The sequence below is a fragment of the Shinella yambaruensis genome, assembly GCF_022899355.1.
In the GTDB taxonomy this organism is placed as follows: domain Bacteria; phylum Pseudomonadota; class Alphaproteobacteria; order Rhizobiales; family Rhizobiaceae; genus Shinella; species Shinella yambaruensis.
Map to the genome: position 1 here is coordinate 61,677 of NZ_JALJCK010000012.1, position 18,991 is coordinate 80,667.

The 18,991-nt window shown below is 69.9% G+C and carries 22 protein-coding genes; all 22 read left to right on the forward strand.

Annotation, left to right across the window (positions count from 1 at the left end; all coding sequences use genetic code 11):
- Positions 1-226: 226 nt before the first annotated feature.
- On the forward strand, positions 227-1,429 hold the full coding sequence (locus tag MUU56_RS24815) for a DNA-packaging protein (protein WP_244770101.1): 1,203 nt from the start codon (positions 227-229) through the stop codon (positions 1,427-1,429).
- A gap of 1 nt (position 1,430) precedes the next feature.
- Positions 1,431-2,039 carry a glycoside hydrolase family 19 protein gene (locus MUU56_RS24820; RefSeq protein WP_244769954.1) on the forward strand — a complete coding sequence of 203 codons (609 nt, stop codon included), beginning with the start codon at positions 1,431-1,433 and terminating at the stop codon, positions 2,037-2,039.
- Positions 2,040-2,254: 215 nt separating this feature from the next.
- On the forward strand, positions 2,255-3,391 hold the full coding sequence (locus tag MUU56_RS24825) for a phage portal protein (RefSeq protein WP_244769955.1): 1,137 nt from the start codon (positions 2,255-2,257) through the stop codon (positions 3,389-3,391).
- Positions 3,392-3,773: 382 nt separating this feature from the next.
- Positions 3,774-4,082 (forward strand): DUF6107 family protein, encoded by a 309-nt coding sequence (locus MUU56_RS24830; protein ID WP_244769956.1) that lies wholly within the window; start codon positions 3,774-3,776, stop codon positions 4,080-4,082.
- Between the two features lie 148 nt (positions 4,083-4,230).
- Positions 4,231-4,788 (forward strand): HK97 family phage prohead protease, encoded by a 558-nt coding sequence (locus MUU56_RS24835; RefSeq protein WP_244769957.1) that lies wholly within the window; start codon positions 4,231-4,233, stop codon positions 4,786-4,788.
- A 72-nt stretch (positions 4,789-4,860) separates the two neighbouring features.
- Positions 4,861-6,105, forward strand: coding sequence for a phage major capsid protein (locus MUU56_RS24840; protein ID WP_244769958.1), 1,245 nt, complete (start codon positions 4,861-4,863; stop codon positions 6,103-6,105).
- Positions 6,106-6,301: 196 nt separating this feature from the next.
- Positions 6,302-6,871 carry a head-tail connector protein gene (locus tag MUU56_RS24845; protein WP_244769959.1) on the forward strand — a complete coding sequence of 190 codons (570 nt, stop codon included), beginning with the start codon at positions 6,302-6,304 and terminating at the stop codon, positions 6,869-6,871.
- A complete protein-coding gene (locus tag MUU56_RS24850) occupies positions 6,871-7,209 on the forward strand; it encodes a phage head closure protein (protein ID WP_244769960.1) in 339 nt (112 codons plus the stop codon). The genes MUU56_RS24845 and MUU56_RS24850 overlap by 1 nt, the downstream gene beginning before the upstream one ends.
- Entirely contained in the window at positions 7,206-7,613 is a 408-nt protein-coding gene (locus MUU56_RS24855) for a DUF3168 domain-containing protein (protein ID WP_244769961.1), read from the forward strand. The genes MUU56_RS24850 and MUU56_RS24855 overlap by 4 nt, the downstream gene beginning before the upstream one ends.
- A gap of 26 nt (positions 7,614-7,639) precedes the next feature.
- Positions 7,640-8,047, forward strand: a complete 408-nt coding sequence (locus tag MUU56_RS24860; RefSeq protein ID WP_244769962.1) for a phage major tail protein, TP901-1 family — start codon at positions 7,640-7,642, stop codon at positions 8,045-8,047.
- Complete coding sequence (locus MUU56_RS24865; RefSeq protein ID WP_244769963.1) at positions 8,047-8,409, forward strand: gene transfer agent family protein; 363 nt, start codon at positions 8,047-8,049, stop codon at positions 8,407-8,409. The genes MUU56_RS24860 and MUU56_RS24865 overlap by 1 nt, the downstream gene beginning before the upstream one ends.
- The gene (locus tag MUU56_RS24870) at positions 8,406-8,609 is read left to right on the forward strand and encodes a rcc01693 family protein (RefSeq protein ID WP_244770102.1); all 204 of its coding nucleotides are present in this window, start codon (positions 8,406-8,408) and stop codon (positions 8,607-8,609) included. Before MUU56_RS24865 ends, MUU56_RS24870 begins: the two co-directional genes overlap by 4 nt.
- Before the next feature lie 3 nt (positions 8,610-8,612).
- Positions 8,613-9,146, forward strand: a complete 534-nt coding sequence (locus MUU56_RS24875) for a phage tail tape measure protein (protein ID WP_244769964.1) — start codon at positions 8,613-8,615, stop codon at positions 9,144-9,146.
- Positions 9,147-9,546: 400 nt separating this feature from the next.
- The gene (locus MUU56_RS24880) at positions 9,547-10,182 is read left to right on the forward strand and encodes a DUF2460 domain-containing protein (protein WP_244769965.1); all 636 of its coding nucleotides are present in this window, start codon (positions 9,547-9,549) and stop codon (positions 10,180-10,182) included.
- On the forward strand, positions 10,179-11,069 hold the full coding sequence (locus tag MUU56_RS24885; RefSeq protein ID WP_244769966.1) for a DUF2163 domain-containing protein: 891 nt from the start codon (positions 10,179-10,181) through the stop codon (positions 11,067-11,069). The genes MUU56_RS24880 and MUU56_RS24885 overlap by 4 nt, the downstream gene beginning before the upstream one ends.
- Before the next feature lie 67 nt (positions 11,070-11,136).
- Entirely contained in the window at positions 11,137-11,685 is a 549-nt protein-coding gene (locus MUU56_RS24890; protein ID WP_280531172.1) for an NlpC/P60 family protein, read from the forward strand.
- A 3-nt stretch (positions 11,686-11,688) separates the two neighbouring features.
- Entirely contained in the window at positions 11,689-15,522 is a 3,834-nt protein-coding gene (locus MUU56_RS24895) for a baseplate multidomain protein megatron (protein WP_244769967.1), read from the forward strand.
- Positions 15,523-15,537: 15 nt separating this feature from the next.
- The gene (locus MUU56_RS24900; RefSeq protein WP_244769968.1) at positions 15,538-15,747 is read left to right on the forward strand and encodes a hypothetical protein; all 210 of its coding nucleotides are present in this window, start codon (positions 15,538-15,540) and stop codon (positions 15,745-15,747) included.
- Between the two features lie 92 nt (positions 15,748-15,839).
- Entirely contained in the window at positions 15,840-16,091 is a 252-nt protein-coding gene (locus tag MUU56_RS24905; protein ID WP_244769969.1) for a hypothetical protein, read from the forward strand.
- Between the two features lie 48 nt (positions 16,092-16,139).
- Entirely contained in the window at positions 16,140-16,811 is a 672-nt protein-coding gene (locus MUU56_RS24910; RefSeq protein ID WP_244769970.1) for a response regulator transcription factor, read from the forward strand.
- Positions 16,801-18,219 carry an ATP-binding protein gene (locus MUU56_RS24915; protein WP_244769971.1) on the forward strand — a complete coding sequence of 473 codons (1,419 nt, stop codon included), beginning with the start codon at positions 16,801-16,803 and terminating at the stop codon, positions 18,217-18,219. Before MUU56_RS24910 ends, MUU56_RS24915 begins: the two co-directional genes overlap by 11 nt.
- Before the next feature lie 268 nt (positions 18,220-18,487).
- Positions 18,488-18,919: a hypothetical protein gene (locus tag MUU56_RS24920; protein ID WP_244769972.1), complete on the forward strand. Its 432-nt coding sequence runs from the start codon at positions 18,488-18,490 to the stop codon at positions 18,917-18,919.
- Positions 18,920-18,991: the final 72 nt, after the last annotated feature.

Genomic DNA, 18,991 nt, shown 5'->3' on the forward strand with positions numbered 1-18,991 from the left:
GATCGAGGAAGAACGGGGGCGGACGGCGTTTAGCGTTGAAGCGGATGCGCTGGAGGCGAGGATTTTGGGGCGGAGGAGCGGTGAAGCTTGCCTCTCGTCTGAGGCTTGCCCCTCATCCCCCTGCCGGGACCTTCTCCCCGCAGGCGGGGAGAAGGGGATGAGGGGCCAGGCCGAAGGAATCGAGCCTGCCTGCGGGACACCGATAACGCCGACCAGCTGGCGCCAGATGCGCGGCTGGCACTTCCACCACCGCCTTGCCCAGATGCCGCCCGCCGGCGACTGGCGGGTGTGGCTGCTGATGGGCGGACGCGGCTCGGGCAAGACGCGGGCGGGCGCCGAATGGGTGCATGCGATCGCCAGCCTGAAGGCGGACCTGCGCATCGCACTGGTGGCCGAGACGCTGGGCGATGCGCGCGAGGTGATGATCGACGGCGTGTCGGGTATCTGCCGGATCGCCGGGCGGGCGCGACCGGACTTCGAGGCCTCGCGCCGCCGGCTCGTCTGGCCGAACGGCTCGATCGCGCAGATCTTCTCCTCCGAGGACCCGGAGAGCCTGCGCGGGCCGCAGTTCCACCTCGCCTGGTGCGACGAGCTCGGCAAGTGGAAACATGCGCAGGAGACCTGGGACATGCTGCAATTCGGCCTGCGCCTCGGGGACGATCCACGCGTGCTGGTGACGACGACGCCCCGGCCGGTGCCGCTCTTGCGGGCGCTGGCGGGCGATCCGAAGACCGCGGTGCGGCGCATCCGCACCGACGACAATGCCGGCAACCTGGCGCCGGGCTTCCTTGCGGCGATGGCCGAGCGCTATGGCGGCACGCGGCTGGGGCGGCAGGAGCTGGACGGCGAGCTGATCGCCGACCGCGAGGACGCGCTGTGGAACCGGGCGCGGCTGGAGGGTCTCCGCCAGCGCAATCCCGGGCCGCTCTCGCGCATCGTCGTGGCGGTCGATCCGCCGGCGACGGCCTCGGCGGCCTCCGTCTGCGGCATCGTCGTGGCGGGGCTGGACGGAGCGGGGCGGGCGGTGGTGCTCGCCGACTGCTCGGTGACGGGCGCAAGCCCGGCGGGCTGGGCGGGCGCCGTGGTGCGCGCCTTCCGGCGCTTCGACGCGGACCGGGTGGTCGCCGAGGTGAACCAGGGCGGCGACATGGTGACGGCGATGCTGAAAAGCGTCGACGCGAACCTGCCGGTCGCGACCGTGCGGGCGACGCGCGGCAAGTTCCTGCGCGCCGAGCCGGTGGCGGCGCTCTACGAGCAGGGGCGGGTGGTCCATGCGGCCGCCTTTGCCGAGCTGGAGGACCAGATGTGCGATTTCGGGCCGGACGGGCTCTCCTCCGGCCGCTCGCCGGACCGGCTCGATGCGCTGGTCTGGGCGCTGACGGCGCTGGTGCTGGAGCGGGCCGGCGAACCGCGGGTTAGGGGGATTTGAGATGGCGATCGATCGCAAGGCGTTTTTCGATGCGGTGCGCCGCGCGCTGTATGGCGGCCGGCTGGCGGGAACGCAGGTCGCGGGGCTGGCGGCGCTGCTCGACCGCTTCGAGCGCGGCGAGGTCGAGGACCGGCGTTTCCTCGCCTACATGCTGGCGACGGCCCATCACGAGACGGGCGGGCGCCTGCAGCCGGTGCGCGAGACCTTCGCGGCGACGGATGCGGCGGCGATCGCCCGGCTCGACCGGGCCTTCGCGGCCGGCCGGCTGCCGCAGGTTTCCGCGCCCTACTGGCGGCGCGATGCGGCGGGGAAGAGCTGGCTCGGGCGCGGGCTCGTGCAGATCACCCACCGGCGCAACTATGCGCGGCTGGCCGGGCTGACGGGCATCGATCTCGTCGGCCGGCCGGAGCTTGCGATGGAGCTGGCGGTGTCGGTCGAGATCCTCTTCACCGGCATGCTGCGCGGCGCCTTCACCGGGCGGCGGCTGGCCGACCATTTCTCCGGCACGCGGGCCGACTGGGCCGGCGCGCGGCGGATCATCAACGGGCTCGACCGGGCGGAAAAGGTGGCGGGCTACGGGCGGGCGTTTTTCGCCGCGCTGGGCGGGTAGCGGGCGGCGTGCCGTGCGGGTGGATCCTCGGGTCGAGCCCGAGGATGACGGAGGGGAGGATCGGGTTTCCATCCCATGGAACGATGCGGCATGCGGATCCGGTTCGGTGGCCCTTCATGCTTTTCTTCTGTCGTCATCCTCGGGCTCGACCCGAGGATCCACCCGCACGGCACACCGCCCGGACCATCGGCGAATCGACACAATCGGAGGGCACCATGAAATTACCATCCTTCCTCTCCCGGCAGCGCCGGGCGGCCGAGACCAAGGCGTCGGGCTTCTTCGCGCTGACGGCCGAGGGGCGGGCGCACTGGTCGTCCCGCTCCTATGCCTCGCTGTCGCGCGAGGGGTTCATGAAGAACCCGGTGGCGCACCGGGCGGTGCGCATGATCGCGGAAGCGGCGGCCTCCGTGCCCTGGCTTGCCTATCAGGGCGAGGCGGAGCGGCCGGACGACCCCTTGCTTTCGCTCTTGTCGCGGCCGAACGCGCGCCAGGCGGGCGCGGATTTCTTCGAGACGCTCTACGGGCATCTCCTGCTCTCCGGCAATGCCTTCGTGGAGGGGGTGCGGGTGGGCGACGACCTGCGCGAACTCCATCTGCTGAGGCCCGACCGGGTGCGCATCGTCGAGGGGCGGGACGGCTGGGCGGAGGCCTATGAATATCGCGTCGGCGGCCATGTGCGCCGGCACCCTGCGGACGAGGGGCAGGCGATCCTGCATCTGCGCCTCTTCCATCCGCTCGACGACCAGCTCGGTTTCGCGCCGCTGGAGGCGGCGTCCATGGCGCTCGACCTCTCCAATGCGGCCGCCATCTGGAACAAGGCGCTGCTCGACAATTCGGCGCGGCCCTCCGGCGCGCTGGTCTACCAGCCGAAGGAGGGCGGCAACCTGACGCCCGACCAGTACGGCCGGCTGAAATCGGAGCTGGAGGAGGGCTATTCCGGACCGGCGCGGGCCGGGCGGCCAATGCTGCTGGAAGGCGGGCTCGACTGGAAGGCAATGGGGCTTTCCCCGCGCGAGATGGATTTCGTCGAGGCGAAGAACGGCGCGGCGCGCGACATCGCGCTCGCCTTCGGCGTGCCGCCGATGCTGATCGGCATTCCGGGCGATGCGACCTATGCCAATTACCAGGAGGCCAACCGGGCCTTCTGGCGGCTCACCGTGCTGCCGCTGGTGCAGCGCACGGCGGCGGCCTTCGCGGGGTGGTTTTCCGAAGGGACGGATGACGGGTTGCGGCTGGTGCCGGATCTCGACCAGGTGAGCGGGCTGGCGGACGAGCGCTCGGAACTCTGGGCCCGGGTGGGCGCGGCGGGGTTCTTGACGGACGAGGAGAAGCGGCGGGCGGTGGGGTATTGAGGGGGAGCGGGGATGCTTGCCCCTCATCCGGCCTGCCGGCCACCTTCTCCCCCCAAGCGGGGCGAAGGGGATATGCCGCGCCGGTTTCCCCGGCCAATGACCGTTCGTGAGGCAAGTCCCCTCTCCCCGCTTGCGGGGAGAGGGCTAGGGGCCAGGATTGCTGCTTTCTCCAGGAAAATTAACTGGTTGCGCTGCACATGTGAATCACTTTGCAGAGTACCGCACCCGACTTGTGAAAACCTTGAATCGGTTTTCCAGCAAAGCGCCGCAAGGGATTCAAAAGACTCGCTGATCGGCCCGGCTTCCTTGGCGGAAAGCCGGCGCTTTCGGCCGCGTGCGGCCCTATATCTCGGATTTCCATAATAATCTGAAAGGCTTAACAATGGCTGACTTCGGAAACGACAGCGGGCTTTGGACGGCCCGGCTGATCGGCGCGTCGGCGGGCGCGGCCGTCTCGCTCATCTATCTCCTGCCGAGGAGCCGCCGCGAGGCGGCGTGCCGGTTCCTCACGGGGCTTGCCTGCGGCCTCGTCTTCGGCGGGCCGGCGGGGCTGTGGATCGCGGTGCGGCTCGGCATTGCCGGCTATCTCGGGCCGGCGGAGATGCTCCTGACCGGCTCGGCGGCGGCCAGCCTTTCGGCCTGGTGGGGGCTGGGTGTGCTGGCGCGGCTGGCGGAGCGGATGAGGGAATAGGCGGTAGGCAATAGCCAATAGGCAGTAGGGAATAGCCAATAGGCAGTAGGGAATAGGGAATTGGTGGTTGGGGCTGCGCTGCGCCGATCCCTACTGCCTACTGCCTATTGGCTACCGCCTATTCCCCTTCACATCATCGGAGAAGACCATGATCACCGACGACCTGCCGGTCTGGCGGACGAAGAAATATGCCGATCTGACGCTTTCGGGCGTTTCCGGCGACGGGCTGTTTTCCGGCTATGCGAGCCTCTTCGGCGAGGTGGACCTTGGCAAGGACACGATCGCGCCGGGCGCCTTTTCCCGCTCGCTGGAAAAGCGCGGGGCCTCCGGCGTGCGCATGCTGTTCCAGCACGATCCGGCCGAGCCGCTCGGGCGCTGGCGGACGATCCGCGAGGACGGGCGCGGGCTCTATGTCGAGGGCGTGCTTTCGCCCGGCGTTGCGCGGGCCCGCGAGGTGCTGAACCTCATGAAGTCGGGCGCGCTCGACGGGCTTTCCATCGGCTTCCAGACCGTGCGCTCGAAGACCGACCGGACGAGCGGCGTGCGCCGCATCCTGGAGGCCGACCTCTGGGAGATCTCGATCGTCACCTTTCCCATGCTGCCCTCGGCGCGGGTGTCGAACGTGAAGAATGCGCGGTGGTTCCGCGACAGGGAGACCGAGCTCGTGCGCCTCATGCGCCGGGCGGCCCGGATGATGAAACGCTAGGCTTTTGTTTTACCCGACGCCGAAGCGGTTTCGCTTCGGCTGGAAATGCCAACCGAAGAAGAGGAAGACAGTATGGAGAGCCACAAGACCGCGCCGGAAATCAAGGCCGTGCCGGAAACGATGACCGCCGCCTTCGACGATTTCATGGAGGCCTTCGAGGCCTTCAAGGAGACGAACGACCGAAGGCTCGGCGAGATCGAGCAGAAGCTGACCGCCGACGTGGTGACGCGCGACAAGGTGGAACGCATCAACCGCGCGATGGACGAGCACAAGCGCGTCATCGACCAGCTGGCGCTGAAGAAGGCGCGTCCGGCGCTCGGCGGCGGCGAGGGCGGCTTCGAGGCGGCCGAGCACAAGGCGGCCTTCTCCGCCTATATGCGCCGCGGCGACGAGAGCGCCCTGCGGGCGCTGGAGGGCAAGGCCATGTCGGTCGGCTCGGCGGCGGATGGCGGCTATCTCGTGCCGCCGGAGACCGACACGGAGATCGGCCGCCGGCTTTCCGCCGTCTCGCCGATCCGGGCGCTGGCGACCGTGCGCCAGGTCTCCGGCACGGTGCTGAAGAAGCCGTTCGCGACGGGCGGCATGGCGGCGGGCTGGGTGGCGGAAACCGCCGCGCGGCCGCAGACGGGCAATGCGCAGCTCGCCGAACTCTCCTTCCCGACCATGGAGCTCTACGCCATGCCGGCGGCGACGGCCGCGCTGCTCGACGACGCGGCGGTGGACGTGGAGGGCTGGATCGCCTCCGAGATCGACATGGTCTTCGCCGAGCAGGAGGGCACCGCCTTCGTCTCCGGCGACGGCACCAACAAGCCGAAGGGTTTCCTCGGCTACACGGCCGTCGCCGACGCGAGCTGGAGCTGGGGCAATATCGGCTATATCGCGACGGGCGCGGCCGGGGCCTTCAAGGCCGCAAGCCCTTCCGACACGCTGTTCGACACGGTCTATTCGCTGAAGGCGGGGCACCGGCAGAACGGCACCTTCGTGATGAACCGCAAGACGCAGGGGCAGATTCGCAAGTTCAAGGATGCGGACGGCAACTATCTCTGGCGCCCGCCGGCCTCGGCGGGGCAGGCGGCCTCGCTGCTCGGCTTCGCCATCGTGGAGGCCGAGGACATGCCGGACGTGGCGGCCGACAGCTTCTCCATCGCCTTCGGCGACTTCCGCTCCGGCTACCTCGTCGTCGACCGCACGGGCGTGCGCGTGCTGCGCGATCCCTATTCGGCCAAGCCCTATGTGCTGTTCTACACGACCAAGCGCGTCGGCGGCGGGGTGCAGAATTTCGAGGCGATCAAGCTGGTGAAGTTCGCGGCGAGCTGAGCGACCCCGTCCAACAGCGCCGTCATGGTCGGGCTTGACCCGACCATCCACCCGCCGTCGCGCGGCTGTGGATCCTCGGGTCAAGCCCGAGGATGACGCAAAGTGTGCACCGGCGGCGTTCCCTGGCGCCGGTGCCGGCGGGCGCGGTTTCCTCCCGGCCGCGCCCGCATTCCTTTCTCCATCGCGAAGGACGATCATGACCATTGCCGAACTGTTGCCGCCGGCCGTGGAGCCGGTGACGCTTGCCGAGGCGAAGGCGCATCTGCGCCTCGATGCGGCCGACGAGGATGCGCTGCTGTCCGCGCTGGTCCGCGTGGCGCGCGAACATCTGGAGGCCGCGACGGGGCTTTGCCTGATCACGCGCCCCTTGCGCCTTTATCTCGACGACTGGCCCGAAACGCGGGTGATTCAGATTGCCAGGGGGCCGGTGCAAACCATTGAGATGGTGACGGTTTATGACGCCGCCGGACTGCCGGTCGCGGTCGATGCGAGTGGCTATCTGCTCGACGGCACGGCGCGGCCGGCCCGGCTGCTGCTTCCGGCGCGCCCGGCGAGCGGGCGGGCGCTCAACGGCATCGAGATCGATTTCACCGCCGGCTTCGGCGAGAGCGGCGCGGATGTGCCGGACGGGCTGAAGCGGGCGCTGCTCCTGCATGTGGCGGCCATGTTCGAGCTGCGCGGGGTGCTTTCGCCTCAGGACCAGCCGGGCACGGTGCCGACGGGCTACGACCGGCTGGTGGCGCCCTACCGGCTACGGAGGCTGTGATGGCGAAGGCGAGGATCATCGATCCCGGCGCGTTCTCCGCGCGGCTGATGCTGGAAGGGCCGGTCGAGACGCCGGACGGGCAGGGCGGCGTGGAGCGCGGCTTCGCGGCGCTGGCAACGCTCTGGGCGGCGATCGAGCCGGTGGCGGCGCGGGCGGACGAGGCGGCGGGCACGCTGCCGGTGACGGTGACGCACCGCCTCTGGCTGCGGCGGCGGGGCGACCTTGCCGGCGGCATGCGGCTGCGCAAGGGTGCGCGGATCTTCGCCATCCGCGCCTTTCGCGATCCGGACGAGACGGGGCGCTACACGCTCTGCGACTGCGAGGAGATCCAGCCATGAGCGCGGCATCGGCCCTGCAGAAGGCGATCTTCGCCAGGCTTTCGGGCGATGCGGCGCTGGCGGCGCTGGTCGGCGCGAACGGCATCACCGACCGGAGGCCCGACGGGCCGGCGGCGCCGCTGCTCGTGATCGCGGGCATCGACAGTATCGACCATTCGACGGCGAGCGAGACGGGCGAGGAACATGTGGTGACGCTGGAGGCCTGGTCCGAGGCGGCGGGGCACCGGCAGGTGCAGGCGATGACCGCCGCCGTGCGCGCGGCGCTCGACGACGCGGCGCTGGTGCTGGCCGGGCACCATCTCGTCCTGCTCTTCCACCGCGACACGCGGCTTCGCCGCGACGGCAAGTCCCGCTTCCACCGCGCGGAAATGCGCTTCCGGGCGGTGACGGAGCCGCATGCCTGACACCCTCTTTCGGAAAGGACCTTGCCATGGTGGCACAGAAGGGGCGCGAGCTCCTCATCAAGATCGACAACGGGGCGGGTTTCGTCACCGTTGCGGGGCTGCGCTCGAAGCGGCTGTCGTTCAATGCGCAGCTCGTCGACGTGACGGATGCGGAATCGGCGGGGCGCTGGCGCGAACTCCTCGGCGGGGCGGGCGTGCAGCGCGCGGCGGTGTCCGGCGCCGGCATCTTCAAGGACCAGGCGTCGGACGCGCTGGTGCGCGCGCTGTTCTTCGCCGGCACGATCCTCGCCTGGCAGATCGTGATCCCGGATTTCGGCACGGTCGCGGGGCCGTTCCAGATCGCGGCGCTCGACTATTCCGGGGCGCATGACGGCGAGGTGGTCTTCGAGATCGCGCTGGAATCGGCCGGGCTGCTCACCTTCGGGGCGCTCTGATGGGCGCGCGGGCGAACCGGCACCGCGGCGAGATCGAGGCCGTCCTCGACGGCGAACGGCGCGTGCTGTGCCTGACGCTCGGGGCGCTGGCGGAGTTGGAGACGGCCTTTGCCGTCGACAGCCTGACGGGGCTTGCCGAGCGCTTCTCCTCCGGGCGGCTGAAGGCGGGCGATCTCATCCGCATCATCGGCGCGGGGCTGCGCGGCGGCGGCAACCTCTTTTCCGACGATGACGTGGCGGCGATGGCGGTGGCGGACGGGCTCTCCGGCTTTGCGCGCATCGCGGCGGCGCTGTTGCAGGCGACCTTCGGGCCGGGCGCGGAGGCGCGGCCGGAAAACCCTCCGGGGCCGCATCCGGGCTGAACGGGAGGAGGGCGGCCTTTCCCTGGGAGGCGGCGCTTCATGCCGGGCTCTGCCGGATGCGGCTTTCGGCGAAGGATTTCTGGGCGATGACGCCGCGCGAGCTGGCCTTCGCGCTCGGCGTGCTGCGGCCTGTGCCGCCCGCGCCCGGGCGCGATGCGCTTGCCGCGCTGATGCGCGCCTTTCCCGACCACAAGGAGTGAACGATGGCGGATACGGATGACAGACCGCTTGCCGGCACGCTCGACGATGCCGGGCAGCTTTCGGCGATCTTCGACGACCTGGAGGCGCGCTCGCGCTCCTTCGGCGCGGCGCTGACGAACGCGCTGAAGGGTGCGGTCGTCGACGGCAAGGGGCTGGAGAGCGTGTTGCGCGGGCTGGCGGTGCGCATGAGCGACATTGCGCTTTCCGTTGGGCTGAAGCCGCTGGAAGGGTTTTTGTCGTCGGGCTTTTCCGGCCTGCTCGGCGGCGCGACGCCCTTCGCCAAGGGCGGGGTCGTGGCCTCGCCGACCTATTTCGGGACCGGCGGCGGGCTCGGGCTGATGGGCGAGGCGGGGGCGGAGGCGATCCTGCCCCTGAAGCGCGGGCCGGATGGGGCGCTGGGTGTCGCCGGCGAGGGCGGCGGGACGCGCATCGTCTTCAACGTGACGGCGCAGGATGCGGCGAGTTTCCGCAAGTCCGAGGGGCAGATCGCGGCCATGCTGACGCGCGCCGTGGGGCGCGGGCAGCGCAGTTTGTGAGGGCGAAACCCCTCATCCCGCTGCTGCGGCCTTATCCCCGAGGGGCATGGCTGTCGCCTATGCAATTCGACGTTGCTCCATCCCCTTCTCCCCCGCGGGGAGAAGGTGCCGGCAGGCGGATGAGGGGGATGGCGAAGGCGCAAAGGCTCGATCCGAGCCACCCCCTCATCCGACCCTTCGGGCCACCTTCTCCCCGCGGGGGAGAAGGGGAGAGCGGCACCGTCGAACGCCGTAGGCGATCGCCCTGCCGCGGGCGGGGAGAAGGGAATCGGGGTGAGGGTTTCGCGATAAGTGGCTCGGGCGATTCGGGAAAACCGCGCTCCACGTTCCTTCTCCCCGCCTGCGGGGAGAAGGTCGCGGCAGCGGGATGAGGGGGCGGAGCATTTTCGGAGAGATGGGCATGGCAGGATTTCATGAGGTGCGGTTTCCGCTGCGTGTCGCGCTCGGCACCAGCGGCGGGCCGGTGCGGCGGACGGATATCGTCAGCCTTTCCAACGGGCGGGAGAACCGCAATCGCCGCTGGCACGATGCGCGGCGGCGCTACGATGCGGGTTCGGGCGTGCGGTCGCTCGAGGATCTCTATGCGGTGCTCGCCTTCTTCGAGGCGCGGGCCGGGCAGTTTTACGGCTTCCGCTTCCATGATCCGGTGGACCACAAGTCCTGTGCGCCGGGCGGGGCGGTCAGCGCCACGGACCAGCAGATCGGCATGGGGGACGGTGCGACGGCGGCCTTCCAGCTCGTCAAGCGCTATGCGGATGCCGGCGGGGAGACGGTGCGCACCATCGAAAAGCCGGTCATGGGCACGGTGGTCGTCTCGGTGGCGGGCAGCACGCGGCCGGCGGCGGACTATACGGTGGACCATGCGACGGGTGTCGTCACCTTCAAGCCGGGCAAGATACCGGCTTCGGGCGCGATCCGGGCGGGCTACGCGTTCGACGTGCCGGTGCGCTTCGACACGGACCGCATCGACATCGACCTCGCGCAGTTCGATGCCGGGCGCATTCCCTCCATTCCGCTGGTGGAGATCCGGCCATGAGGACGATCCCGGGCGGATTGCAGGCGCATCTCGACGGCGAGGCGACGACGCTGTGCCATGCCTGGCGGGTGACGCGGCGCGACGGCGTGGTGATGGGCTTTACCGACCACGACCGCGACCTTTCCTTCGGCGGGCTCGCCTATCTGGCGGCGAGCGGCTTCGAAGCGAGCGAGACGGAGGACGGCAACGGGCTTTCGGCCGAGGGCGGTGATCTCGCGGGCGGGTTTTCGGCGGAGGCGATCCGCACCGAGGACCTTTCCGCGGGGCGCTACGACGGGGCGAAGGTCGAGGTCTATTGGGTCAACTGGCAGAACCCCGCGCAGCGGCTGCTGCTGCGCACGGCCGAGCTTGGCGAGGTGCGGCGCGAGGGCGGGCTTTTTCGCGCCGAGCTGCGGCGGCTGACGCACCGGCTCGACCAGGTGCGTGGGCGTATCTACGGGCATCGCTGCGATGCGGTGCTGGGCGACGGCCGGTGCGGCGTGAACGCGGCGGCGCCGGCCTTCCGCGCGACGGCGACGGTGGGCGCGGTGCTGGACGACATGCGGCTGCGGGTGAGCGGGCTCTCCGGCTTTGCCGAGCGGTTCTTCCGCTATGGCGTGCTCACCTTCACGAGCGGCGCGGCGGAGGGGCTGGCGGCGGATATCGAGGACCAGCGCAAGGTGGCGGGCGGCGACGAGCTGACCTTCTGGCTGCCGGTGCCGGCCGGGGTGGCCGCGGGCGATGCGATGCAGGTGACGGCAGGGTGCGACAAGCGCTTTGCGACCTGCAAGGCCAAGTTCTCCAACGGGCTGAATTTCCGCGGTTTTCCGCACATGCCGGGCAGCGACTTCACCTATGGCTATGCCGATGGCGAGACGGTGCATGACGGGAGGCCGCTCTATGAGTGAGATGCTGCGGGGTGCCCCTCATCCGGCCTGCCGGCCACCTTCTCCCCGTGAACGGGGAGAAGGGGACATGCCGAACCGTCTTCTTCCACCGCGGCAATGTCATGCGGGAAACCTTGGCGGCAAATCCCTTCTCCCCGCCTGCGGGGAGAAGGTGGCCGGCAGGCCGGATGAGGGGCCGGGACAGGATGCCGGCGATCGGGTCGTCGCGATCGCCCGCAGTTTCATCGGCACGCCCTACCGGCATCAGGGCGCGCTGAAGGGCGTCGGCTGCGATTGCCTCGGGCTGGTGCGCGGCGTGTGGCGGGAGCTTTACGGGGCGGAGCCGGAGGTGCCGGGCGCCTACGCTGCGGACTGGGCGGAGCGGGCGGGTGCGGAGCGGCTGCTGGAGGCGGCGGCGCGGCATTGCGGCGCGGCGCTGCCGGTCGCGGCGCTGCGGCCGGGCGATATCCTCATCTTTCGCTGGCGGGCGGGGGTGGCGGCGAAACATGCCGGCATCGCGGCGCCAGACGCGCATTTCATCCATGCCTATGAGCAGGCGGCGGTGACCGAATCGCCGCTCGTGCCCGCATGGCGCCGGCGGATCGCCGGCGTCTTCCGTTTTCCGGAGATTTCCTGAGCCATGGCGACACTTCTCTTCCAGGCGGCGGGCGCGACGCTCGGCGGCCTCTTCGGGCCGTTCGGCGCCATGCTCGGCCGGGCCGTCGGGGCGCTGGCGGGCTCGGCGGTCGACCGCTCGCTGATCAACGGCATGACGACGATTCCCGGCGCGCGGCTCAATGACGGGCGCGTGCCGGGGGCGGAGGAAGGCACGGCGATGAGCCGCGTCTACGGCACGGCGCGTGTCGGCGGCACGCTGATCTGGGCGACGCGCTTCGAGGAGGACGTCTCCGTCGAGCGCAGCGGCGGCAAGGCGAGCGGGCCGCGGGTCGAGACCTTCAGCTATTTCGCCAACTTCGCCGTCGGCGTGTGCGAAGGGCCGATCGCCGGCGTCAGGCGCGTCTTCGCGGACGGGCGGGAGATCGACCTGACCGGCATCGAGATGCGCGTCCATCGCGGCACCGCCGATCAGGCGCCCGATCCGCTGATCCTCGCCAAGCAGGGGGCGGGCAACGCGCCGGCCTATCGCGGGCTTGCCTATGTCGTCTTCGAGCGGCTGCCGCTCGACACGTTCGGCAACCGCATCCCCATCCTGCAGTTCGAGGTGCTGAAGCCGGTCGGCTCGCTGGAGGGCAAGGTCCGGGCGGTGACGGTCATTCCGGGATCGAGCGAGCATGGCTATGACCCCGAACTGGTGACGGAGAAGATTTCCGAAGGCAAGGCGCGCAACCTGAACCGCAACACGCTGGTGGCGGCGACGGACTGGGTGGCCTCGATCGACGAATTGCAGGCGCTGTGCCCCGGCCTCGAACGGGTGGGGCTGGTGGTCGCCTGGTTCGGCACGGACCTTCGGGCGGGCCAGTGCCGCATCCTGCCGGGGGTGGAGGTGTCCGAGCGGCTGGAGGAGAGCCGGCCGTGGAAGGTCTGCGGCATCGCGCGCGCGGACGCCTATGTGGTGAGCCGCGTCGAGGGTCGGCCGGCCTATGGCGGCACGCCCTCGGATGCGAGCGTGATCGCGGCCATCCGCGACCTGAGGGCGCGCGGGATCGAGGTCTATCTCTACCCTTTCCTGATGATGGACGTGCCGGCCGACAACGCGCTGCCGGACCCCTATGGCGACGTGCGGCAGGCGCCCTATCCCTGGCGCGGGCGTATCACCTGCCATCCACAATCCGCCGAGGGAACCGCTTCGGCGCGCGGCCAGGTGAACGCCTTTGTCGGCGCGGCCGGGGCGGGGAGCTTTTCCGTTTCGGGCGAGGAGATCGCCGGCCCCGCCGGCGACGAGGGGTTCCGGCGGCTGATCCTGCATTATGCGCTGCTGGCGAAGGCGGCGGGCGGGGTGGAAGGCTTCCTGATCGGCTCGGAAATGCGCGGGCTGACCTGGCTGCGCGACGGGAGCGGGGCCTTTCCCTTCGTCGAGGCGCTTGGCGCGCTTGCGGGCGACGTGCGGGCGATCCTCGGGCCGGGCACGAAGATCACCTACGGGGCCGACTGGAGCGAATATTTCGGCTACCAGCCGCCGGGCGGCAGCGGCGAGGTGCGCTATCATCTCGACCCGCTCTGGGCCTCCCCGGCGATCGATGCGGTGGGCATCGACAATTACATGCCGCTCTCCGACTGGCAGAATGCCGATACGCTGGCCGGCAATCCGGACGCGTTTCGCCATTCCGAGGACATGGCGGCCATGCGCGCCATGATCACCGGCGGCGAGGGGTTCGACTGGTATTATCCCGACGCGGCGGCGCGGGCGGCGCGCGAGCGCGTGCCCATCACCGACGGCATGGCGGGAAAGCCCTGGGTGTTCCGCTACAAGGACCTCGAGAACTGGTGGGGCAATCGCCACTACGAGCGCGGGCCGGGCGGGGCGGAGCTTTCCGGCCACACCGCCTGGGTGCCGCGCTCCAAGCCGATCTGGTTCACCGAGCTCGGCTGCCCGGCGGTCGACAAGGGGGCGAACCAGCCGAACGTCTTCGTCGATCCGAAAAGCTCGGAGAACGCGCTGCCCTATCATTCCGGCGGGGCGCGCAACGACGCGGTGCAGCGGCGCTTCCTCGACGCGCACCACGGCTGGTGGCAGGGCAGCGGGCCGGAGGCCGGCATGGTCGATCCGGGCCATGTCTTCCTCTGGACCTGGGATGCGCGGCCCTATCCGGCCTTTCCCGAGGATACCGCACTCTGGTCGGACGGGCTCAACTGGCAGCGCGGGCACTGGCTGAACGCGCGGCTCGGGGCCGGGACGGTGGCGGATGTCATCGCGGCGATCCTGAAGGATCACGGGTTCCACGATTTCGACGTCTCGGGCGTTGCCGGCGATCTCTCCGGTTTCGTGCAGGCGGACCAGACCTCGGCGCGCGCGCTGATCGAGCCGCTGATGGAAGCGTTCCAGATCGATGCGCTGGAGGCGAACGGCAGGCTGGTCTTCCGATCGCGGCTGAAATCCGCGCTGCCGCCGGCGGAGATCGGCCTTCTTGCCGAGCGGCCGGAGGAGGTGCTGTTCGAGGAGAGCCGCGGGCATATCAGCGATTTCGCGGGCGAGGCGATCCTCGACCATTTCGACGATTCGGGCACCTATTCGCGCGTGACGGCGCGCTCGCGCCGCATGGCAGGGGAGAACGACCGCGTGCTGCGGCTGGCGCTGCCGGCGGTGCTACATGCGGGGGCGGCCGCGGCGAGCGTCGAGACGGCGCTGCGCGACCAGCGGGCGGGGCAGCGCCGGCTCACCTTCCGCCTGCCGCCGACCGCGATGGGTGTGACGCCGGGCGACATCGTGCGGCTGGCCGACGGGCCGGAGGGGCGCTTTCTCATCACCGGCATCACCGACGGACTGGTGCGGGAGGTGGAGGCGCGGGCGATCGCGGCGGGGGACAGCCCGGCGCCGTTGCTGCCGGACGGCCGGCCGCGGCCGGCGAGCGGGGTGGGCGACGCCTTTGCGCCGGACGTCGTTTTCCTCGACCTGCCGGTCCTCGGGTCTGGCGGGGCGCAGGATTTTGCGCGTGTCGCGGCCTATGCGCATCCCTGGCGCTCCATGATCGTGTCGAGTTCGGAGGGCAGCGAAGGTTATCGCAGCCGCGTACGGCTCGACCGGCCGGCGCGGATCGGCACGCTGGTCGAGCCGCTGGCGGCGGGCGTCGCCGGGCGGTTCGATCCGGGGCGGGCGATCATGCTCGACCTGCCTTTCGGCGGGCTTTCCGCGGTGGACACGCTGGCCATGCTGAACGGCGCCAACCGCCTTGCGCTCAGAGCCGGCAGCGGGGCCTGGGAAATCGTCGGTTTTGCCGGGGCGAGCGAGGTCGCGCCGGGGCGCTGGCGACTCACCCGGCTGCTGCGCGCCCTGCATGGCACCGAGGATGCCATGGCGTCCGGCCATGCGGCCGGGACGCGGGCGGTGGTGCTGGACGATGCGGTGCTGCCGCTCGGTCTCGACGTGGAGGAGGTGGGGCGGCTCTCCAACTGGCTCGTCGAGCCTGTCGGCATGACGCCGGGACAGGCGGGTCCCTTCGCCTTTGCCGGCGGCGAGCGGGCGCTGACGCCCTTGGCGCCGGTGCATCTGCGCGGCCGGCGGGACGTCGACGGCGCCGTGCGCTTGTCGTGGATCCGGCGGGGGCGGATCGATTCGGACAGCTGGCTTGCCGCCGAGATCCCGCTCGACGAGCCGGCGGAGGCCTATCGCCTCGACATCCTCTCCGGCGCGGTGCCGGTGCGCAGCGTCGAGATCGCGGCGCCGGCCTTCACCTATCCCGCCGACCAGGAGCTTGCCGATTTCGGCGCGCCGCAGGCCGCGCTCTCCATCCGCGTGCGCCAGCTCGGCCGGGCCATCCCGCTCGGCCTGCCGGCGCGGGCGACGATCCTTCTCTGACAGAAAGGAAAACCGATGAATGACGAAACGAAAGCCTGGTACCGGTCGCGCACCGTCTGGGGCGCGCTGGTCGCGATCCTCGCCTCGCTCGCCAATGCGGCGGGCGTCGAGGTGACGGCGGGTGACGAAGGGGAACTGGCCGATCTCCTCGTGGCGGCGGTGGGCACGCTGGGCGGGTTCGTCGCGCTTTACGGGCGGATTTCCGCGCGCCGGCGGGTGCGGTGAGGCGGCTTGACGATCCACAAGGCATTCATTTGCCATTCAGCGTGGATCGTTTATTGCTTGCATCACACTGATCCGCACCTGAAAGTACATTCATGGCCTCGCCACTTCTCATAACCGCGCTTGCGGCCAGCCTGATCCTGCCGGGGCCCGTCGAGACGGGCACCGCGCGGGATGTCGTCGCGGTCGCCGGCGACTGCAGCGACGCGGCTGCGCAGGTGGTTGCCCAGACGGGGGGCGAACTGCTCTCGGCGCAGCCGAAGGGCGATACCTGCGTGGTGACGGTGCTCGTGCCCGGCAAGGGCAATGCCCGGCCGCGCAAGGTGACCGTGCGCGTGCCGATGTAGGGCCGCCGGCCGTTCGTGATGGGACGAGAGAGATAGGAAAGAGGGCGAATGCGTATCCTGGTGGTCGAGGACGACGTCAATCTGAGCCGGCAGCTCAGCGAGGCCTTGAAGGAATCAGGCTATGTTGTGGACCAGGCCTTCGATGGCGAGGAAGGCCACTATCTCGGCGACACCGAGCCCTATGACGCCATCATCCTCGACATCGGCCTGCCGGAAATGGACGGCATCACCGTCCTCGAAAAATGGCGCGCCGACGGCAAGGCCATGCCCGTCCTCATCCTGACCGCCCGCGACCGCTGGAGCGACAAGGTGGCCGGCATCGACGCCGGCGCCGACGACTATGTGGCAAAGCCCTTCCATGTCGAGGAGGTGCTGGCGCGCATCCGGGCGCTGATCCGCCGCGCGGCGGGCCATGCGAGCCCCGACATCGTCTGCGGGCCGGTGCGGCTCGACACGAAGGGCTCCAAGGCGACGGTCAACGGCGAGACGCTGAAGCTGACCTCGCACGAATACCGGCTGCTTTCCTACCTCATGCATCACATGGGCGAGGTGGTTTCGCGCACCGAGCTGGTCGAACATATGTACGACCAGGATTTCGACCGCGATTCCAACACGATCGAGGTTTTCGTCGGGCGCCTGCGCAAGAAGATCGGCGTCGACCTGATCGAGACCGTGCGCGGCCTCGGCTACCGGATGCAAGCCCCCGCCAATGGCAAATAACGCCAGGCGCTCCCGCTCGCTCACCTTCCGCGTTCTTCTTCTCGCCTCGCTCTGGGCGGCGGTCGCGCTCATCGTCATCGCCGTGGTCATCTCGACGCTCTACCGGCAGAGCGCGGAGAAGAGCTTTCGCGATCTCCTGCGCGCGCAGCTCTACAACGTCATCAACTCCGTTTCGGCGGACGAGGAGACGCGGCTGACCGGCACGCCGCAGCTCGGGGACCTGCGTTTCTTCCAGCCGCAATCGGGCTGGTACTGGGTGGTCGAGCCGATCGGCGGGGCGCTGGCAAGCGAGACGCTGACCTCGTCCTCGCTCGGAACGGGGAGCATTCCGATCCCCGATACCGACAGCATTCCCTTCGACACGCGCTACGAGCGCTTCTACACGACCATCGATTCCTTCGGCAACGAGGTGGAGGTGGGCGAGACGGAAGTGGTGCTCGACGACGAGGGGCGCACGGCGCGTTTCCGCGTCGTCGGCAACCGTGACGTGCTGGAGGGCGACATCGACGACTTTTCCGGCAGCCTCTACATCGCGCTGGCCGGTTTCGGCGTCGGCAGCCTGCTCCTCAACGCGGCGGCGATCCTCATCGGCCTGAAGCCGCTCGACCGGGCGCGCAAGGCGCTGGAGAAGATCCGCGCGGGGGAGAGCGAGCAGCTCGACGGCGATTTTCCCCGGGAGATCCTGCCCCTGGCGAGCGAGGTGAACGCGCTGATCGACAGCAACCGACGCATCGTCGAGCGGGCGCGCATGCAGGTCGGCAACCTGGCGCACTCCCTGAAGACGCCGATCGCGGTTCTCCTCAACGAATCGCGGCTGCTTGCCGCCCCGCAGGGCGATCTCGTGCGCACGCAGGCCGAAGCCATGCAGAGCCAGGTGCAGTCCTATCTCAACCGTGCCCGCATCGCCGCCCAGCGCGAATCCGTGCTCGCACGCACCGAGGCGCAGGCCGTGCTGGAGCGGCTGGTGCGCGTGATGCGGCGGCTCAACGCCGAATGCCAGTTTCCGCTGACCGTCGATCCGCCGGGCCTCGTGCTGGCGATGGAGCAGCAGGATGTCGAGGAGACGGTCGGCAACCTTCTGGAAAACGCCGCGCGTTATGCCCGCACGACGGTGGCCGTGCGCGCCCTGATGGCGCCGGCCGAGGTGCGCGGCAATGACGATGCGCGCAAGAACTGGATCGTCATCGAGGTGGAGGACGACGGGCCGGGGCTGGAGCCGGACGAGATCCGCGAGGCGATGAAGCGCGGCAAGCGGCTCGACGAGAGCAAGCCGGGCACCGGGCTCGGCCTTTCCATCGTCAGCGAGATCGCCTCGGAATACCAGGGAACCTTCGGGCTTTCGCGCGGGCCGCGCGGCGGGCTGCTGGCGCGGCTCGTCCTGCCGGCCGTCACAAAGGATGTTGCCTGAGACGGCGGACAATGCAACAAGGGAGGGGCTCGCGACGATGAGGATCGCGGGATGGACGACGTGCCGGGCGGGCGTATCGCTTCCGGGACGAGACCAGCAGGAGCGCGAGGCGGTTTTGCAGCCGCAGTCGCGTGGAAACGGAAAGCGAGAGCAGTTCCGGCAGAAGCGCGAAGCGGTTTTGCACCCGGAATTGCGGCAGAACACAAGATCAGAGCGTTTTCGCCGGCGGGTGAAAGCGCTCTCTCATGAAGAGAGACGGTCCCAGCGGATGAAGACGGGTTTGCGCGGCGCCTTTTTCCCCCTCCTTCTGGCAACAGCGACGGTTTCGGGATGCACGACCACATCGGGCGGCGCTGCCGGGACCGCCGGCACGGCCGTTCCGACCGGAGCGGGCGTCTATATCACCGCGCTGCAGGGCGGGCTCGTCAGCCGCAATGCCGGCGGCGCGCAGCTCTCCAAGGCGGACATGCAGCGGGCGCTGGAAGCCGAGTACCGTGCGCTGGAAGCCGCGCCCGGCGGCCAGCCGGTCGTCTGGCAGGGCAGGGGCGTCAGCGGATCGGTGGTGGCGGCCGCGCCCTACCAGGTCGGCTCGCAGAACTGCCGGCAGTACAGCCACACGCTGACCGTGGACGGCCGGGACACCGCAACGCGCGGGGCGGCCTGCCGCAACGCGGACGGGGCCTGGGCGCCGCTGTCCTAGCATTGTTGTTTCCGGCGCCATCCGGTTCACCGAAAAGGGGCGGGCATGCGTTGGCGCAAGCCTGACCGTTCG

Coding starts and splice junctions, on each gene's coding strand:
- MUU56_RS24825 (WP_244769955.1), top strand. CDS start 2,255: ATGAAATTACCATCCTTCCTCTCCCGGCAGCGCCGGGCGGCCGAGACC.
- MUU56_RS24910 (WP_244769970.1), top strand. CDS start 16,140: ATGCGTATCCTGGTGGTCGAGGACGACGTCAATCTGAGCCGGCAGCTC.
- MUU56_RS24855 (WP_244769961.1), top strand. CDS start 7,206: ATGAGCGCGGCATCGGCCCTGCAGAAGGCGATCTTCGCCAGGCTTTCG.
- MUU56_RS24850 (WP_244769960.1), top strand. CDS start 6,871: ATGGCGAAGGCGAGGATCATCGATCCCGGCGCGTTCTCCGCGCGGCTG.
- MUU56_RS24895 (WP_244769967.1), top strand. CDS start 11,689: ATGGCGACACTTCTCTTCCAGGCGGCGGGCGCGACGCTCGGCGGCCTC.
- MUU56_RS24845 (WP_244769959.1), top strand. CDS start 6,302: ATGACCATTGCCGAACTGTTGCCGCCGGCCGTGGAGCCGGTGACGCTT.
- MUU56_RS24840 (WP_244769958.1), top strand. CDS start 4,861: ATGGAGAGCCACAAGACCGCGCCGGAAATCAAGGCCGTGCCGGAAACG.
- MUU56_RS24875 (WP_244769964.1), top strand. CDS start 8,613: ATGGCGGATACGGATGACAGACCGCTTGCCGGCACGCTCGACGATGCC.
- MUU56_RS24865 (WP_244769963.1), top strand. CDS start 8,047: ATGGGCGCGCGGGCGAACCGGCACCGCGGCGAGATCGAGGCCGTCCTC.
- MUU56_RS24835 (WP_244769957.1), top strand. CDS start 4,231: ATGATCACCGACGACCTGCCGGTCTGGCGGACGAAGAAATATGCCGAT.
- MUU56_RS24920 (WP_244769972.1), top strand. CDS start 18,488: ATGAAGACGGGTTTGCGCGGCGCCTTTTTCCCCCTCCTTCTGGCAACA.
- MUU56_RS24915 (WP_244769971.1), top strand. CDS start 16,801: ATGGCAAATAACGCCAGGCGCTCCCGCTCGCTCACCTTCCGCGTTCTT.
- MUU56_RS24830 (WP_244769956.1), top strand. CDS start 3,774: ATGGCTGACTTCGGAAACGACAGCGGGCTTTGGACGGCCCGGCTGATC.
- MUU56_RS24890 (WP_280531172.1), top strand. CDS start 11,137: ATGCCGAACCGTCTTCTTCCACCGCGGCAATGTCATGCGGGAAACCTT.
- MUU56_RS24900 (WP_244769968.1), top strand. CDS start 15,538: ATGAATGACGAAACGAAAGCCTGGTACCGGTCGCGCACCGTCTGGGGC.
- MUU56_RS24860 (WP_244769962.1), top strand. CDS start 7,640: ATGGTGGCACAGAAGGGGCGCGAGCTCCTCATCAAGATCGACAACGGG.
- MUU56_RS24885 (WP_244769966.1), top strand. CDS start 10,179: ATGAGGACGATCCCGGGCGGATTGCAGGCGCATCTCGACGGCGAGGCG.
- MUU56_RS24820 (WP_244769954.1), top strand. CDS start 1,431: ATGGCGATCGATCGCAAGGCGTTTTTCGATGCGGTGCGCCGCGCGCTG.
- MUU56_RS24815 (WP_244770101.1), top strand. CDS start 227: ATGCGCGGCTGGCACTTCCACCACCGCCTTGCCCAGATGCCGCCCGCC.
- MUU56_RS24880 (WP_244769965.1), top strand. CDS start 9,547: ATGGCAGGATTTCATGAGGTGCGGTTTCCGCTGCGTGTCGCGCTCGGC.
- MUU56_RS24905 (WP_244769969.1), top strand. CDS start 15,840: ATGGCCTCGCCACTTCTCATAACCGCGCTTGCGGCCAGCCTGATCCTG.